A 17,218-nucleotide genomic window follows, 5' to 3' on the forward strand; every position below is an offset into this window, starting at 1 on the left:
TTGAACAGACGGGAGCAACCGCTGCCCTGGCAGCATCCTTGTTCCATTTCAAGGAACTGACCGTGCAGCAGGTCAAGACCCATTTAAAACAGCAAGGCATTGCCGTGCGGTAAGGAGAAAGCCATGAATCTGGATCGATATTTTCAAAAGGCGGAGCTGATCCCTGCCATCGTATACGAGGCAAGCACCGGGCAGGTTCTGATGCTCGCATATATGAACCGGGAAAGCATGCAAAAGACTCTGGAAACCGGATATACCTGGTTCTGGAGCCGCTCCCGGCAGGAACTGTGGAACAAGGGGGCGACCTCCGGACATTTGCAGAAGGTGCTGGCCATTGACGCAGACTGCGACAATGATACCCTGCTTGTCACGGTGGAGCAAACCGGTGCAGCATGTCATACCGGGCATCACAGCTGCTTCTACACAAGAATTTATGAAAGACAGACGGAGGAATGAACCATGTCCAATAACGTATTAGAGGATCTGTATCAGGTGGTACTGGACCGGAAGGCCCAGTATGCGTCCAGCGGCGAATCCGCTGATGAGATCAAAAAGAAGTCCTACACCTGCTATCTGTTTTCCCAGGGAGAGAACAAGATTCTGAAAAAGTGCGGCGAAGAATGCACCGAAATGGTGATCGCCGCAAAGAATCATGACAACAACGAGCTGAAGAATGAAATTTCCGACCTGCTGTATCATATTATGGTACTGTGCGCTGAGGAAAACCTGCCCTTTTCAGAGGTGGAAGCAGTCCTGGAGGAGCGCAGCAAGAAGATCGGCAATCTGAAGGTGCTTAAGCAGGTAGATCACGAAACCTGATCCAGTCACATTTCCCCCTTCCGGCGAATATGATGTACAGAAGTACAATATCTGCGCTTCAAAAAGCAATGTGAAGGAGGAAGGTTATGAGCGAATGTTTGCATTCGGACTGCCCCCAGGACGCTGTCCCGGTAAAGGTTAACCGTGTGTTTGACAGCTGCAGCGATAAGGACTGTCTCACCGGCGTGGTAGTCAGACTGGAGGGCTGTGAGCTGCCGCCCCATTGTGCATTTGTAAAGACCAAGTGTGTATCCATCCGGGATGTGTGCATTTCCGTGGAGCCGGTTCCGTTCAATCGGGGATTCTACTCCATTGATCTGACCTATACATTTGACGTGGATCTACTGGCCAGCGACCGTGCATGTGAACCGGGTATGCCTCTGCGTGGCACTGCCACTGCAACCAAGACCTGCATACTCTACGGCAGTGAATCTGCTACCAAGACCTTTACCAGTTCCGGGGAATCCACCGGACACACCAATTCCTGCTGCAACATCGTGAATCTGCCTGTGGCATCCGTCCAGGTGGTAGATCCGGTGGTGCTGGAGGCAAAAATCGGCAGGGGACACTGCAAGTGTGCATCCGGGGAAACGGATATGCCAAACCGTGCGGTGATCCTCACACTGGGTCTGTTCTCTATCGTGGAGCTGTCCAGACCGGTGACGGTGCTGATTCCCACCTATCCCTATACCGTACCGGCAAAGGCGTGCTGTGCTAACAACGACAGCCCCTGCGAGGTATTCAGCCGACTTCAGTTCCCGACAGAGGAGTTTTCTCCCATTCCCCTTGAAGCATCCGGGAACCAGGAAAGCTGTGGCTGCGGCTGTGACGAGTAATGAAAACAGGGCGGCTGTCAGCCGCCCGTTTTCCGGTTAAGGAGTTGCTATGCGGTATCGCCGAACCCGTCGTCCTCGAAAACGGATCCTGGTGGGTGTGCTTTTGCTTTGTGGGTTAATCCTGTGGATTTTATGGCTGGGAATCCGGATTCGGGAGCCCTTTTCTGCCGCTTGCACCCATGTGATCCGGCAGGATGCCACCCGGATCCTGGTTGAAAGTACGGAACACGCCCTACAGCAGACCAGGGAGGAGCAAGGAGAGTTTGCAGCCATTGTGAAAAACGAATCCGGCGAGATCGTCTCCGTGGAGCTGCTGTCCGGAGCGGTAAGCAGATTTCAGAATCAGGTGACCGGCAGGGTGAATGAGGCGCTGAACCAATATGCATCCAGCCGGGTTTCGGTTCCTCTCGGATCGGCAAGTGGCATGACGCTGCTTGCCGGCAGGGGACCCAATGTGCAGGTGCAGGTGCGGCCGGCTGGCAGCGTACAGACGGAGCTTCTGACCCAATTCACCCAAGCTGGCATCAACCAGACCTGTCACCAGATCCTGCTGCGGCTGACGCTGACGCTGGATGTGGCAGCGCCCTTGCAATGTCAGCCGGTGACGGTTACATATACCTGCCTGTTGTCGGAAACAATTATCGTAGGAAAAACGCCCGATGGTATCTGGGCACCGTAAAGGAGAAAGCAATGGACTTTGAACAAGCAAAGCTGCGGCTAGCCCAGCTGACCAAGGAGATTGAACAGCATAATTATGCCTACTATGTGTTGGATGCCCCTACCATTGAGGACTGTGACTATGATGCACTGATGCGGGAGCTGAAGGCCATTGAAACAGAGTATCCCCAGCTGCTCAGTCCCCATTCCCCCTCCCAGCGAGTAGGCGGCATGGCACTCAGCGATTTTCAGAAGGTGACCCATACGGTTCAGATGGGCAGTTTGCGGGATGTATTCTCCTTTGAGGAGGTTGCGGCTTTTGTGGCAGAGTGTCAGCAGAAGCTGGATGCCCCCAGGTTTACGGTAGAGCCAAAGATTGACGGTCTGTCCGTATCCCTGCTGTATGAAAACGGGGTGCTGACCTGTGGCTCCACCCGTGGGGATGGCTTTGTTGGGGAGGATGTGACCGGAAATATCCGGACGATTCGATCCATCCCCCTGCGGCTGGAGGATGCACCAGCCTTGCTGGAGGTGCGTGGTGAGATATTTATGCCCCGGGACAGCTTTTTGAAGCTGGTAGAGCAGCAGGAGCTTGCGGACGAGCAGCCCTTTAAGAACCCCAGAAATGCAGCAGCCGGTTCCCTGCGGCAAAAGCATGCGGAGGTTACAGCGAAACGGCGGCTGGACATTTTTGTGTTCAATGTGCAGCAAATGACAGGCGGACTCCACGGTACCCATGCGGAATCTCTGACCTGGATGCGGAAGCTGGGCTTCAAAACGGTGGAGTTCCGGCTTTGTGAAACCTACCAGGAGATCCGGGAACATATTAGCCGCATCGGAGAGGAACGTGCCAAGCTGCCCTATGATATTGACGGCGTAGTCATCAAGGTCAATGACCTTGCCCAACGGCAGGTGATGGGTGCCACCACCAAGGTGCCCAAATGGGCAGTGGCATACAAATTTCCGCCGGAAGAGAAGGAAACCCGGCTGCAGAAAATTGAGGTGAATGTTGGGAGAACCGGTGCCATTACGCCGGTAGCGGTGTTTGATCCCATCACCCTTGCAGGCACCAGCGTCAGCCGGGCAGTGCTGCACAACCAGCAGTTTATCGCCGATAAGGACATTCGGGTGGGAGATATGATCCGGGTGCGAAAGGCGGGGGAGATTATTCCGGAGGTACTGGCTTCCGTATCCCATCAGCCGAATTCGGTGCCCTATACATTGCCCACCCACTGTCCGGTATGCGGCACGGAGGCTGTCCGGGATCCGGAGGAAAGTGTGCTGCGCTGTCCCAATACGGACTGTCCGGCACAGCTGTTGAAGAATGTGATCCACTTTGCCAGCAAAGGGGCAATGAACATTGACGGCATGGGCCCCGCCATTGCGCAAGCACTGCTGGACAACGGAAAGATCCACTCCGTTGCGGATCTGTACACTCTGACCATGGAGGACCTGCTGTCCCTGGATCGCTTTGCAGAGAAATCCGCCCGGAATCTGCTGGATGCCATTGAAAAATCCAAGTCGGCTCCCCTGGATCGGGTGATCTTCGGGCTTGGCATCCGGGGCATCGGACAGCGTGCAGCAGTATTGCTTTGCGATCGTTTCCCCAGTGTGGAGCAGATCATGAATGCCTCTGTGGAGCAGCTTGCCGACATTGACGGCTTCGGAAGCATTATGGCGGAAAGCGTGGTTCAGGCGTTTCGGGAGCAGCACCGGGTGGCATTGGTGCAGCGGCTACAGGCATGCGGTGTGACCATGCAGTATCAGGCGGCGCAGGCACAGGATCAGCGTTTTGCGGGCATGACCTTTGTGCTGACCGGCACGTTGCCTACCATGAAACGGGAAGAAGCGAAAAAACTGATCGAATCCTTTGGTGGCAAAGTATCCGGCAGTGTATCCAAGAAAACCTCGGTGGTGGTTGCCGGAGAGGATGCGGGCAGCAAGCTGATGAAAGCGGAAAGCCTTGGCGTGGAAGTCATTGATGAAGCTGAGCTGCTGCGCCGGACGGGAGCATAAAAGAGCACCCCTGGATGATACATCCAGGGGTGCTTTCAATCTATCATGGGAATAACCAGAACATCCTTTGTGGTGGTTTGCAGAAGCTGCGGAACGGTCTGGGGCGGTGCTGTAGTAACGGTTTCAGAAGCAGCAGGCTCCGTGCCGTCCGGTATATCGGTCTCTGCACCTGGCACATCTGTACCGGACACTACCTGGGTTTCTGTGGTGTCTCCAGTTTGCAGGGGAATGGGATTGCCATTTTCATCGGTTACCAGATTTCCGTTTTCGTCCGTCATCATAGGCTCCGGTATGGTGGTCTGGGGCTGTTGCTCCTCGATCACATCCCAGATGCTTTTTGTAACTGCAGGTATGGTTTCCACCGGATTCGCCTTGGAGGAGGATGCATTCTTCTGCTCATTGAGCCGGCTCAGTGTGATTCCCAGGATCCCCAGCAGCAGAACCAGAAAAATGGCAATGGCAGCATAAACTATATTTTTCAAATCGTACTCCTATTCCTTGGGCGGTTTGCCCTTGTATGGATTCTTCACGTTAGCAAGGGGATTGTGTTCAATGGCGTCCTGCCGCTGTTCATCGGACAGGTGGGTGTAAATCTCGGTGGTGGCGATGCTCTTATGTCCCAGGATCTCCTTTAGGGTCAGCGTATCCACATTTCCGTGCTGGTACATCAAAGTGGCTGCCGTATGCCGCAGCTTATGCGTGGACAGCCCTCTCCCTCCAAGATCCGCATTTTTCAGCACGCTTTCTACGATCTGCTGTACACGGCGGCGACTGATGCGCCGGTTGTTCCGACTCAAAAACAGAGCGTTTGGCTCGGTGGGAGGATTCTTCCGGGTTTGCAGATATTCAGTGATCGCCGACAGGCAGGCGTCATTCAGATAGATCATTCGTTCCTTATTGCCCTTGCCCAGTATCCGAAGCCGACGTTCGTACATATCCACGTCCTGTACGTTGATTCCCACCAGCTCACTGAGCCGGATGCCGCAGTTGAGAAACAGCACCAGTATGCAGTAATCCCGCTGTGGTTGATCGGATTCCACGGAGGACAACATCCGCAGGCTTTCCTCCAGGGACAGGAACTTTGGCAGGCTGTGTTTGATGCCGGGCAGCTCCAGATGCTCCGCCGGGTTCTTCTCCAGCAAGGACATGTTATAGGTCAGGTAGGAGAAAAAGCCCTTGACTGCGGAGGTTTTGCGGCTTCTGGCACGATCCCGGTTTTGCCGGTCATCCTGTAGGTAGTACTCAAATTGGTAAATATCCTGCAATGTGACCTGCCGCAGCAGGGTTATGTCCACATCCCGGATGTCCATGTCTTCCACAGCCGGTTGGTTGTGCTCGGTTTTCATGAATTTGATATACTTGAGGAACAAACGAAGATCCAGGTTATACTCCGCCACCGTCCGGGGTGAACGCCCCTTGACGATGCTTAGAAAAATCAGATAATCGTTCAGGATCTCCGGATTGTCCGGAGATTTGGCTTGTTGCATGCTTAACTCATCTCCACTGTAACGATAAACCCGTCCATGTTATTGCCGGAAATGCTGTATTCCTTGTCAGTGGGAACGGAAACGTCCGTACTTCCGGATTTTTCCGCAGGTACATAGTAGATGCGGTAGCTTTTCCCGCCTGCTTCATAATCCAGAGGCTGCTGAAGGGTATAGCTCTTGAGCTGTTCCAGATATTCCTCCAGGCACAGGCTGTTTTCCGTCATGTATGCCGCATGGGGAACGCCCACATAGCGGAATTTATAGGTACTGCCCTTGGTACCAGTCACAGAGTCCTTATCCACCGGATAGCGCAGGATGAACCCATATGCAGACATATTATCAGAGATCCACTTGTAATCCCCCTCCGGCTTATAGTAATAGGAACTCTTGCCCTTGGGGAAAATGCCCAGATTAAAATTCAGTCCTGTGTGGTATTCCGTATAGCCGGCGGCAACATCGCTACTCTTGGATTTATTCATGCTTTCCTGGGCTGCCTTGCTGCGGTAACCGGAGATCACCATAATATCCACGTTGTGTGTGCTGTTGTAATAACCCTCCATCAGCGCATTGAACTGCTCGATTACCCGTTTGTCCAAAAGCGTATCCCAGTCCTTAGCCTGGTAGGTGGACAGCTTATTCTGGTAGATGGATACCAGGTTGTCCTCATTATCCGGGAAGTGGTATTCATGATCCTTGTTGACCACAACCAGATCACCGGTATAAACCGCTTCTGCATCCATCGCCGCAGTCTTATATCCCGTCGGATCCACCGATGCTGTGGAATCCGTTCCGGAAGGATCGGTGCTGCCCGGAGTGCCGGAAGCCGGATCTGTGGAGACAACGGAGTTGTCTTTGCCGGAGCTGCTGTCTCCGGTAGAATTGTCGCCGCCGCAGGAAGTGATACAGGAAACCAGCAGTACGATCAGAATGATAAAAATCACAGCAACAGCTATGATCCGGTCGTATCGGACAACGGTTTTTCTCTTATTTGTCTGTGCCATAGTAACAGTCCTTTCCGTGCATAATATTCTTATTTATCATAACATATTCTGCGGGAAAAGTAAACAGTTTTTTGTGTGAATTCTGACATTGCGGAATCAGGGCTTCTGTGGTATACTGGAAATATAATGTTCAGAAAGGGGAGAACAGATATGGAAGAATCCGTTGCACTGCGATCCTATTTTCAAGCGCATAAGCAGGAAATGATCGATACCCTGGCGGCATGGGTCGCTGTCCCCAGTGTCCGTGGAGACGCCAGACCCGGCATGCCGTATGGAACAGAACCGGCCCGGATGCTTAAGCTCGCCCTGGAGCAATGTGCCGCCCTGGGATTTCAAACAGAATCTGTGGCGAATTGTATGGGCAGTGTGGAACTGAATGATCTGCCTGCCGCACTGGCTGTACTGTGTCATCTGGATGTGGTGCCGGCAGGGGAGGGCTGGAGCCAGGATCCCTTTGTGCTGACCTATCGGCAGAATACGGATCGGCTCTATGGCAGAGGAGCCATTGATAACAAAGGACCTGCGGTGGCCGCTTTGTATGCTATGCGTGCCATCCGGGAATTGCACATTCCGATGAAGCACGGAGTACGTCTGCTTCTGGGGACGGATGAAGAAAACGGTTCCTCCGATCTGACCGCCTATTTGCAGCAGCGTACCATGCCGCCCATGGTGTTTACTCCGGACGGAGACTATCCGGTCATCAACATTGAAAAGGGCATGCTCCGGCTGACTCTGACCGCAGGCATAGAGTTGGTGGAATCCGGCTGCCGGGTCGAAGCTATGGAGGGCGGTACTGTGGTAAACGGAGTACCTGCCTGTGCAAGTGCCCGGATCCGGGATTGCAGTAGACAACAGATGGAATCCTTGTGCAAACAACTGCCGGAGGGGATCCGGGCTGACCTGTCCGAAACGGATGGTTATTGCTGCGTGACCCTACAGGGACTCAGCGCACATGCCTCCAAGCCGGAGTTGGGAAAGAATGCCCTGACTGCTTTGCTGGATCTGCTGGTGCAGCTGCCCCTGCCGGATGAACAGCATGCCTTGCTGAATGTCCTCCACGCAGCGTACCCATATGGGGATACGGATGGTACGGCTCTGGGCATCGGCTGCCGGGATGAAAAATCCGGTGCACTGACCCATGTATTAAGTCTGCTGACCTATCAAGAGGGCAGGCTGACTGCCTGGGTGGATCTGCGGTATCCCCTTTGCGGAGATGGGGAAGCCATCATTGCCAGGATCACAGAGGTACTGAAGTCCGGCGGTATTTCCACACAGTTGCAGATGCACCACAAGCCCCATGAAACGCCGGAGAGCAGTCCTTTTGTACGGACCCTGCTGGATGTGTATGCCCAATGCACCGGGCAATCGGCACATGCACTTGCCATCGGAGGCGGCACTTATGTACACGACATTCCCGGCGGTGTGGCATTCGGCGCAGAATTTCCCGGAGAAGAAAATCAGATGCATGGAGGCGATGAGTCCATCCGGGTTGAGAGCTTTCTGAAAATTGCAGAATTGACCGCCCTTGCTATGATCCGGCTTTGCGGCGATGCCTCGGAGGAAATGCTATGAGCAGGATTGTAATTCTCACCGGCAGTATGCGACGGGGTGGGAATACGGATCTGCTGGCGGAGGCATTTGCCCGAGGTGCCAGTCTGCACAACCAGGTGGAAATCCTCTCCGTTGCAGATTATCCGGTACACCCCTGCCTGGGATGCAATGCCTGTATGCAGCGGCAAGGGCATACCTGCGTCCAGCAGGATGCCATGCAGGAAATCTACCCTAAGCTCCGGGATGCGGACGTGCTGGTGCTGGCATCTCCCGTATACTTTTACGGAATCAGTGCCCAGCTGAAAGCCATCATCGACCGGCTTCACACGCCCATGCGGGATTCCTTCCGGATCCGTCGAACAGCTTTGCTGCTGGTGGGTGCAGCCAGCTTGCCGGAGCTGTTTGATGCAATCCTGACAGAATACAAACTTGCATGCCGTTTCTTTCATCTGGAGCATGCTGGACAGGTACTGGTGTGGGGAGCCAAGGAAAAAGGGGATGTCCGGACAGGGGATGCCTTGCAGCAGGCTTATGACCTGGGTGTATCCATCGCTGAACCTTCACGGAATCTTGCAAAAGCCAGAAGACTGTGTTATACTAAAAAATAAAGTGACGAGGTATCCGTCAGAAAGGAAAATGTATATGCCTTATATCGATCTGAAAACAAATGTGGCAGTTTCCGAGGAAAAGAAAACTGCGCTCAAATCTGCTCTGGGGCAGGCAATCACCCTGCTGCCCGGCAAAAGCGAACAGTGGCTCATGGTGGGCATCCAGCCCGATTACAGCTTATGGTTTCAGGGTAGTGATGCACCCGCAGCCATGATCCATGTGGAAGTGTTGGGTGCTCCCAACCCGTCTGCATACGAGAATATGTCGGCGAAGCTATGTGAAATCTGCGCCGCTGAACTGCGCATTCCCCAGAATCGGGTCTATGTTTGCTACAGCGAAACAGCAAACTGGGGCTGGAACGGCTCAAATTTCTAAACCTGACAACCGAAAGGGAGGATATTGACCTTGCTGGAGTTAAAAAACATCAAGAAAACCTATCGGGTGGGGGAAACCGAGACAAAGGCGCTGGATGATATCAGCGTTGCATTCCGGGAGAAGGAGTTTGTAGCTATTTTGGGAACAAGCGGTTCGGGGAAAACCACTTGTCTGAATATCATCGGGGGACTGGATCGCTATGATTCCGGAGAACTCATCATTAAGGGGAAGAAAACCTCTGATTTTTCCGACCGGGACTGGGACGCATATCGGAACAATTCCATTGGATTTATCTTTCAAAGCTATAATTTGATTCCGCATCTGTCTATCGTGGCAAACGTGGAACTGGGTATGACACTCAGCGGCGTATCCAAGGCAGAAAAACACAAGCGTGCTTTGGAGGTGCTGGAACAGGTAGGTCTGAAGGATCACCTCCATAAAAAGCCCAACCAGCTTTCCGGCGGACAGATGCAGCGTGTAGCCATCGCCCGTGCGCTTGCCAACGACCCGGAGATCCTGCTGTGTGATGAGCCTACTGGAGCACTGGATACTACAACCAGTGTTCAGATCATGGATCTGATCCGGGATGTGGCAAAGGATAAACTGGTCATCATGGTGACCCACAATCCGGAGCTTGCCAGGCAGTATGCAGACCGGATCGTGGAATTTTCCGACGGCAAGATTATCAGCGATACCCATCCCCACCAGGAGCGTCCCAAGGAGGATCAATTCAAGCTAAAGAAAACCAGCATGTCCTTCTTTACGGCGCTGGGGCTGTCCTTTAACAATATCCGCACCAAAAAAGGAAGAACCTTTCTGACTGCCTTTGCCTCCAGCATCGGCATCATTGGCATTGCTCTGATTCTGAGCCTTTCTACCGGTTTCCAGAAACAGATCGACGAGTATCAAGCCAATGCCCTCAGCGAATTTCCCATTATGATCTCACAGACCGTAACCCAGATCACAGATGAGGACATCAAGGAGATGCAGGGTTCTTTTGATAAAAACAACGAGGCTCTGTTTCCGGATTCCAAAGAGATCTACCTGTATGACCCGGAAAAAAACAAAGCCACCCACCAGAATCACTTTACGCCGGAGTTTATGAAGTATGTAGAAAGCATTGATCCGGCAAACTGCGGTTCCATTGGTTATTTCCGGATGGTGAACATGAATCTGATCCGTGAGGTAGACGGCAAATGCGTGCCTGTATCCTTCAGCTCCGGCATTTCTTCGGGTACGTCTTCCACCAATCTGACCAGCATGAGCTCTGCGGGACTGTCCTCCTATCCCATCAATCTGGACGAAAACAGCCAGAGCTTCCTGGAGAAGAACTACAATTTATTGGCAGGCAGCTATCCGGAAAAGGATACAGACCTGGTGCTGCTGGTGGACAATCAGAACCGACTGGATCAGACCATTCTGGAAAATCTGGGCTTTGATGTCAAGGACGTGGAGAAGCTGTCCTTTGATGAGATTATCGGTACCAAGATGCGGCTGATCTCCAACGATCAGTACTATACCAAAACCGAATATGGTACCTTTGTACCCGGTACGGATTACAACGCCATGTACAACGCAGATGACAGTCTGCCCCTTACCATTACCGGTATCATCCGGATCGATCCGGACAACGACCTGGCATTACTTGGCTCCGGCATCATTTACAGCGACAAGCTTTCCAAGCTGGTGATCGATCGGGCACTGGATTCGGAGATCGTCAAGGCACAGAAGGATTCCAGCACCAGCGTGTTCACCATGGAAGAACTGGACGAAACCTCCAGGCAGATGACCATTGCATCCCTGGGCGGTGATGAGACACCCTATATGCTGATGCTGTATCCCAAGGATTTCGACACCAAGGATGCCATTACAGAATACCTGGATGCATGGAATGCAGGAAAAAGTGATGATGACACCGTCATTTATACGGATCTGGCTGCTTCCATTTCCTCTATGACCAAGGGCATCATGAATGCCATCACCATGGTTCTGATCGCCTTTGCAGGCATTTCACTGGTGGTCAGCTTGATTATGATTTGCATCATTACCTACACCTCCGTTCTGGAACGCACCAAGGAGATCGGCGTACTCCGTGCGCTGGGTGCCCGGAAAAAGGATATCACCCGGGTATTTGATGCGGAAACCTGTATCCTGGGCGTGTTCTCCGGTACCCTGGGCGTGCTGATCGCATGGCTGGGTACCTTCCCCATCAATTCGATTATTGAGAATATGACGGATCTGAAAAATGTTGCAACCCTTCAGATCGGGCATGCGGTTCTGTTGGTAGCAATCAGCACGATCCTAACCATGCTGGGCGGTCACATTCCGGCAAAGATGGCATCCCGGAAGGATGCCGTGGTAGCACTGCGCTCAGAATAACAAATAGGAAAACACAGAAAGCCGCTTTTGATCAAAGCATCCAAGGCGGCTTTTCGCATTCTCTGAAAATTATCTAATCTCCGACAAAAATTGCCCGATATACAACAAATACTATATATCTTATTGCATCCATGCCGAATCTGTGTTACAATGGAAGCAGCACATAGCGAAAGGGGACGGAGCCATGGACAGCATGATCCAGATCAAACACATTACAAAGGAATTCAAGATGCTGAATCGCCACGAGGGACTCAAGGGCAGTCTGCGTGATCTGTTCTCCCGGGATTACAAGATCGTCCGGGCGGTGGATGATATCTCCATGGAGATCGCACCGGGGGAAATGGTAGGATATCTGGGACCCAACGGGGCAGGGAAGTCCACCACCATTAAAATGATGACCGGTGTGCTGGAGCCCACCTCCGGAGAGATCCTGGTGAACGGGCAGGTGCCCTACAGGAACCGAACCCGGAATGCACAGAAGATCGGCGTAGTATTCGGACAGCGTTCCCAGCTCTGGTGGGCGCTGCCTCTGATCGAATCCTTCAAACTGCTGCGGGATATTTACCAGATTCCCTCGCAGCAGTATGATCAGATGATGGCACTGTACAGTGATCTTGTAGACCTGGAGCCTTTGCTCCACAAGCCGGTGCGTCAGATGTCCCTGGGACAGCGCACCCTCAGCGACATTTTGGCTGCGTTCCTGCACAATCCCAAGGTGGTATTTCTGGACGAGCCTACCATCGGCTTGGACGTGTCCATGAAAAACAAGATCCGGGAATTGATCCATGCTCTGAATCAGCAAAAGCATACCACTGTGATCCTGACCACCCACGATATGGGGGATGTGGATGCCCTGTGTCAGCGGATCGTCATCATCGACAAGGGAAAAATGCTCTACGACAACGACATTGCCCATCTACAAAAATTTTTCGGCTGCTACCGGACGTTAAAGCTGCGATTGAACGATGCGTCCCCGGCGGATGCCTGTATGCGGCTCCAGGGGGAGCTTTCCCAGGCGTTCCAGGCACCTGCATCCCCGGCGGTTTCTGCGGAGGAGGAATGGGTGGACATTGTGATTGACGAGGAAAAGCTGTCCATGATGGAGGTGCTGAACACGGTGCAGAAGCTGCATCCCATCGCCGACATGAAGCTGGAGGAGATCTCCACCGAGCAGATCATCCGCAAGATCTACGAGGAGGGAGTACAATGAAGCTGCGGCGCTATTTTTCCATGACCCGTGCCGGTATGCTGGAGCAGCTGCAATTCCGGCTTGGTTCCGTGACAACGATTGCAGGAAATCTCATTTATCTGGTGCTGATCTATTTTCTCTGGAAGTCCATTTTCGCCTCTGCCGGAACGGATGTGGTCAGCGGCATGACCTTTTCCGGTACTCTGATCTATCTGGTACTAGCATCCGCCCTGTTCAGCTTTATGGAAATGTACCTGGTCTGGTACATGGGACGGGATATCCAAAGCGGCAAGATCGTGCTGGATCTTATCAAACCCATCCGCTACCGGAGCTTTCTTTTCTGGACACAATCCGGCTTCCTGGTTATGTCCTTTGTCATGACCTTTCTGCCCACGTTCCTGGTGGTGTACTTTTTGACGGACGGGACGATCCACCTGGGAGTCAATCTGCTGTTTTTCCTGGTATCCGTGCCGTTGGCTCTGACCATCAATTTCTGCATTGATTTCTTCATCGGCACCGTGTGCCTGTACACCCAATCCATCTGGGGTATCAACATTATGAAAGAGGTCATCGTGCTGCTGCTGTCCGGTGCCACCATTCCGCTGGATTTCTTCCCGGATACCCTGCGCCGGATCGTTTCTTATTTGCCTTTCCAGTCCATTTACAATACGCCTCTGACCATTCTCATCCGGGACAGCATGCCCTTGAGGGAAACACTCACCATGCTGGGCATCCAGCTGTTCTGGGCGCTGGTGATGTTGTTGGTCAGCGACCTGTTCTGGCGCAGATCCATGCGTGTAATTACCGTGAACGGAGGGTGAGAATATGAAAGCACACACACTGGGCTTTTACCTGCGGATCTACCGAAAGATCCTGGTGCAGGATTTGAAAAGCAAAATGAGTTACCGGGCGGATTTCATCATCTCCACCGTAGGCATGATCTTCACCAACCTGTCCGGTTTCCTGTCCTTCTGGATTCTGTTTCAGAATTTTCCATCCATTATGGGCTGGAGCTATCACGAAATGCTCTTTCTCTACGGCTTTTCCCTGATTGCTCTGACGCCGGTGCAATGCCTGTTTGATAATAACTGGAATTTGCGGATATATGTCTATTCGGGAGATTTCATCAAATACTGCTTCCGTCCCATCAATCTGTTTTTTTACTACATGTCCGAGGTGTTCGACATCAAGGGACTGGGGCAGCTGGCATTCGGCATCGGCACCCTGGCATACGCCTGGAGTAAGCTTGGCATCGGCATATCCGTTCTGCTGATTGTAAAAGTAATCCTCTGTCTGATTACCGCATCCCTGTTTATGATCGCTTTGATGAATCTGGCGGCAGCAACCTGCTTCTGGGTGGTACAGTCCGGCTACGTTATGGTCATGGCAAGCAAATTTAAGGACTACGCCAAGTATCCGGCAACCATCTTCAACCGGGTGTTCCGGTTCATCTTCACCTTCATCATCCCCATCACCTTCATCGCCTATTATCCCAGCCTGGTGATCCTGCGGCCGGATGCAGTGCCCCTGCTGTCCTGGCTGTCCCCGTTGATCGGCTGTCTGTTTTTTTACATCAGCTATCTGGTTTGGATGCGGGGCGCCACCCGTTACAATGGAACTGGTTCGTAAAGGAGTATATCATATGGCATTTTCCGAAAAGACACTTGCATTTTTATTTGAAAACCGCATGCACGACAGCCAGGCATGGTATCAGGAACACAAAAACCAGTATCAGCAATACGTTGCCCAGCCCTGTAAAGCCATGATCCAACAGGTACAGCCCTATCTGGCACAGATTGATCCCCAAATCAGCTGTACGCCCCGGTGCATGTCCCGGATCTATCGAGATACCCGATTTTCCAAGGATAAAAGCCTGTTCCGCACCTGCTTCTGGTGTACCTTCAGTCGACCACGGGACGGGAGAGAATACCCTGCTTTTTACTTTGAAGCCGGACAGGAGGGGTTCTCCTACGGCTGCGGCTTTTATCACGCAAGCACAGTGCAAATGCAGCTGCTGCGGCAAATGATCTTGGAGCAGTCTCCCTCCTATCTGGCTGCACGGCAGGCGATGGACTCCCAGCAGACTTTTTCTCTGTATGGGGAATTGTACAAACGAAATCACTTTCCGGATGCGCCTTCGGAGCAGCAGGATTGGCTGAATCGACGGAATATGGGGGCAAGCTGTCAGAGTACGGATTTCCCCCTGCTGTTCAGTGATGCGCTGCCCCAGGTGCTTGGGAAGGGATATGTGCAATTGGTGCCCTTTTACCGCTTTTTGCTGAACGCCGCTGAACAGGTGTAACGCAAGCATGCTTAAAAAGTTACACAAAAAAGCAGCGAGTCGTCCCATCGTTGCTTTTTTCTATGCGCTATGATACAATATCAAAGAGAGATCAGCTTGTATGGGGGTATAAAAGATGGCATATAAATATGTTGATCCCGAAAAATTAGAAAAGCGAAAGCGCAGAAGCACAAAAACCAGTGGGGTGTTTTCCATTCTGATCGGCATACTTTGCCTTGCATTGGGCGTGGTTTTCTTTGTCGCACTCAAGAGCCTTGGCGGTATGCTATTCTGCTTGTTTTTTACATTGGTATTCGTTGGCGCCGGTGTTTACTTCTTCAATCAGATTAAGCTAGAGGAGAAGCGCCTTCGAGATCTGGATGATCCCAACAGCCGTGCATATAAAAAGCGCCAGCGAACATTGGAAAAGAAGCGGGAAAAGTATGTCAGAAAGGCGGAGCATCACGGCAGCATGAAACGCACATTGAGCCACCGGCCGGCACTGATCTGGGGCGTTACAACGGTGTTTGTGTGGTCGCTTTCTCTGCTGCTGCTTGCCTGGGGCATCATCGTTTTTATCCTGCCTGTATTGGATGTCATGTGTCCGATCGCCTTTGTTGCTTCCTTATTTGGAAAGAACTACAGAACTGTTCTTGCTGCATACAAAAGCTATGGCCTTGAGAAACGGGAAGCGGAACAGGATTTTGCAGCCAGTAAGGTGTATTTGATTTCTACCAATACCATAGCAGTCAGCGCCCGATTTCTTACCATCACAGCGATTCCTGCTGTACTGCCCATGGATGAGATCGTGTGGGTATATAGTGGCTATGACAATTTACAAAAATACAGCAACGGCGAGTATTCTCATACAGAGCGGGTCTATAGCGTCATTGTGGCACTTGCAAACAGCGAGCAGTATAAGATCCAATGCCCGGAGGAGCTGTGTTCTGTTATCATATCCGATGTGACAAAAGCAGGAAATCTGGTCACAGTAGGCTACTCCAGGGAACTGCAAGTCCTTTACAACACGAAACCAGGTGCCTTTCGCAGCACTGTGAAGCATCCCGGTATTGTGCACCTGGAGCCCATTGGTCCCGAGACGTATAACAGCGAACATATATGAGATGAACCGACATAAGCCTGTTTGCAGACTATTTCGCCATGCTGTTATGAGACAGGGCGACGAAAAAACGCAAGCCCTCTTTAGAAAGCTTGCGTTTTTTGGTGCCGCTGACCGGACTCGAACCGGTACGGTATCGCTACCGAGGGATTTTAAGTTTTTAAATCGGTGAAGCGTTTTAATTTCTTTTGTGGTCTTTCGTTCCCTTTTTTGCCCGATTTTTCGAGCTTTTTGAACATCAAAAGTTGAAAAGCACCGAATTACAACAGCTTTCAAAAATCATAAAAAACCATGTTTTTTGGTAGAATTTCGGTAGATTTCTGGTAGACAAAAAAATGATAACATGACTTGGTAGACCTATGGTAGACACACGAAATAAATTTAGTCCTCTGCGAAAAATGCCGATTCCGGTAGAGAAAATCGGTATAGGGGACAGGAAATATCTCGTGTATTTGCCAAACAAGAAAATGATAATCTATTGTTACAGATAAAGCGGATCTGTGCTTTTGACCTCTAAAATTCAATCAAAAAAGCAATCATTTGGCGGACGATGTTCCATATAATCGGAGCGTTGTCCGCTATTTTTATGCCTGAAAATCGAATATCACGTCTGCTGTTTTAGTTAAGCGAAATGAAAAATAGGAGGTTTTTATGTCTGAACGCCAAATCATCACGATCAGCGATGACAAGCTGTCCTGCGAAGCATCAGCTATTCTGCTGAGAATGCTCAATTTTCCCGATACAGACTATCATACCGCAGAGGAGCTTTGTCCGTTCTTTGAGAATGATTCTCTGAAAACTATCAGGAACGCTCTGAACGAACTTTACGATGCAGGCTACCTCCGATGCAGCGGTAAGACTGCCCCCTTCCCGATAAAATAGACACGAAAAAGGACAC

Annotated in this window: 18 protein-coding genes and 1 pseudogene; 16 read left to right on the plus strand and 3 right to left on the minus strand. The window is 51.6% G+C overall.

Going from position 1 to position 17,218, the window contains the following annotated elements:
* From QVO51_RS08715 to ligA, 6 genes and pseudogenes are all read left to right on the plus strand, one after another.
* A pseudogene (locus QVO51_RS08715) lies at positions 1–113 on the plus strand (imidazole glycerol phosphate synthase subunit HisF); the annotation flags it as partial.
* Between the two features lie 10 nt (positions 114–123).
* The gene (gene hisI, locus QVO51_RS08720) at positions 124–456 is read left to right on the plus strand and encodes a phosphoribosyl-AMP cyclohydrolase (RefSeq protein ID WP_022358084.1); all 333 of its coding nucleotides are present in this window, start codon (positions 124–126) and stop codon (positions 454–456) included.
* Between the two features lie 3 nt (positions 457–459).
* The gene (hisE, locus tag QVO51_RS08725) at positions 460–819 is read left to right on the plus strand and encodes a phosphoribosyl-ATP diphosphatase (protein WP_022358085.1); all 360 of its coding nucleotides are present in this window, start codon (positions 460–462) and stop codon (positions 817–819) included.
* Positions 820–905: 86 nt separating this feature from the next.
* Positions 906–1,655: a hypothetical protein gene (locus QVO51_RS08730; RefSeq protein WP_022358086.1), complete on the plus strand. Its 750-nt coding sequence runs from the start codon at positions 906–908 to the stop codon at positions 1,653–1,655.
* 49 nt (positions 1,656–1,704) lie between these two features.
* Entirely contained in the window at positions 1,705–2,334 is a 630-nt protein-coding gene (gene yunB / locus QVO51_RS08735) for a sporulation protein YunB (RefSeq protein ID WP_022358087.1), read from the plus strand.
* Between the two features lie 11 nt (positions 2,335–2,345).
* Complete coding sequence (ligA, locus tag QVO51_RS08740) at positions 2,346–4,328, plus strand: NAD-dependent DNA ligase LigA (protein WP_022358088.1); 1,983 nt, start codon at positions 2,346–2,348, stop codon at positions 4,326–4,328.
* A gap of 35 nt (positions 4,329–4,363) precedes the next feature.
* Here ligA and QVO51_RS08745 read toward each other — a convergent pair whose 3' ends face one another.
* Genes QVO51_RS08745 through QVO51_RS08755 form a run of 3 tightly spaced genes read right to left on the minus strand, consistent with a single transcriptional unit; the run spans position 4,364 to position 6,816 of the window.
* Positions 4,364–4,810 carry a hypothetical protein gene (locus QVO51_RS08745; protein WP_022358089.1) on the minus strand — a complete coding sequence of 149 codons (447 nt, stop codon included), beginning with the start codon at positions 4,808–4,810 and terminating at the stop codon, positions 4,364–4,366.
* Positions 4,811–4,819: 9 nt separating this feature from the next.
* Complete coding sequence (locus tag QVO51_RS08750; RefSeq protein WP_022358090.1) at positions 4,820–5,815, minus strand: tyrosine-type recombinase/integrase; 996 nt, start codon at positions 5,813–5,815, stop codon at positions 4,820–4,822.
* Between the two features lie 2 nt (positions 5,816–5,817).
* On the minus strand, positions 5,818–6,816 hold the full coding sequence (locus tag QVO51_RS08755; protein WP_022358091.1) for a M15 family metallopeptidase: 999 nt from the start codon (positions 6,814–6,816) through the stop codon (positions 5,818–5,820).
* 150 nt (positions 6,817–6,966) lie between these two features.
* Here QVO51_RS08755 and QVO51_RS08760 point away from each other — a divergent pair, with 150 nt between their 5' ends.
* From QVO51_RS08760 to QVO51_RS08805, 10 genes are all read left to right on the plus strand, one after another.
* The gene (locus tag QVO51_RS08760) at positions 6,967–8,388 is read left to right on the plus strand and encodes a Sapep family Mn(2+)-dependent dipeptidase (RefSeq protein WP_022358092.1); all 1,422 of its coding nucleotides are present in this window, start codon (positions 6,967–6,969) and stop codon (positions 8,386–8,388) included.
* Positions 8,385–8,975, plus strand: a complete 591-nt coding sequence (locus QVO51_RS08765) for a flavodoxin family protein (protein WP_022358093.1) — start codon at positions 8,385–8,387, stop codon at positions 8,973–8,975. The genes QVO51_RS08760 and QVO51_RS08765 overlap by 4 nt, the downstream gene beginning before the upstream one ends.
* A gap of 34 nt (positions 8,976–9,009) precedes the next feature.
* Complete coding sequence (locus tag QVO51_RS08770; protein WP_022358094.1) at positions 9,010–9,351, plus strand: phenylpyruvate tautomerase MIF-related protein; 342 nt, start codon at positions 9,010–9,012, stop codon at positions 9,349–9,351.
* Positions 9,352–9,381: 30 nt separating this feature from the next.
* Positions 9,382–11,730: an ABC transporter ATP-binding protein/permease gene (locus tag QVO51_RS08775; protein ID WP_022358095.1), complete on the plus strand. Its 2,349-nt coding sequence runs from the start codon at positions 9,382–9,384 to the stop codon at positions 11,728–11,730.
* 184 nt (positions 11,731–11,914) lie between these two features.
* Positions 11,915–12,940: an ABC transporter ATP-binding protein gene (locus QVO51_RS08780; RefSeq protein ID WP_288168041.1), complete on the plus strand. Its 1,026-nt coding sequence runs from the start codon at positions 11,915–11,917 to the stop codon at positions 12,938–12,940.
* Positions 12,937–13,740: an ABC transporter permease gene (locus QVO51_RS08785; RefSeq protein ID WP_022358097.1), complete on the plus strand. Its 804-nt coding sequence runs from the start codon at positions 12,937–12,939 to the stop codon at positions 13,738–13,740. The genes QVO51_RS08780 and QVO51_RS08785 overlap by 4 nt, the downstream gene beginning before the upstream one ends.
* Positions 13,741–13,744: 4 nt before the next feature.
* Positions 13,745–14,548 (plus strand): ABC transporter permease, encoded by an 804-nt coding sequence (locus tag QVO51_RS08790; RefSeq protein WP_022358098.1) that lies wholly within the window; start codon positions 13,745–13,747, stop codon positions 14,546–14,548.
* 13 nt (positions 14,549–14,561) lie between these two features.
* Positions 14,562–15,221, plus strand: a complete 660-nt coding sequence (locus tag QVO51_RS08795) for a DUF2461 domain-containing protein (RefSeq protein WP_022358099.1) — start codon at positions 14,562–14,564, stop codon at positions 15,219–15,221.
* A 115-nt stretch (positions 15,222–15,336) separates the two neighbouring features.
* On the plus strand, positions 15,337–16,323 hold the full coding sequence (locus tag QVO51_RS08800) for a DUF6709 family protein (RefSeq protein ID WP_022358100.1): 987 nt from the start codon (positions 15,337–15,339) through the stop codon (positions 16,321–16,323).
* 648 nt (positions 16,324–16,971) lie between these two features.
* Entirely contained in the window at positions 16,972–17,202 is a 231-nt protein-coding gene (locus QVO51_RS08805; protein ID WP_022358101.1) for a hypothetical protein, read from the plus strand.
* Positions 17,203–17,218 lie beyond the last annotated feature (16 nt).

Source organism: Ruminococcus sp. CAG:379, from assembly GCF_000434255.1.
Taxonomy (GTDB): domain Bacteria; phylum Bacillota; class Clostridia; order Oscillospirales; family Ruminococcaceae; genus Ruminococcus_F; species Ruminococcus_F champanellensis.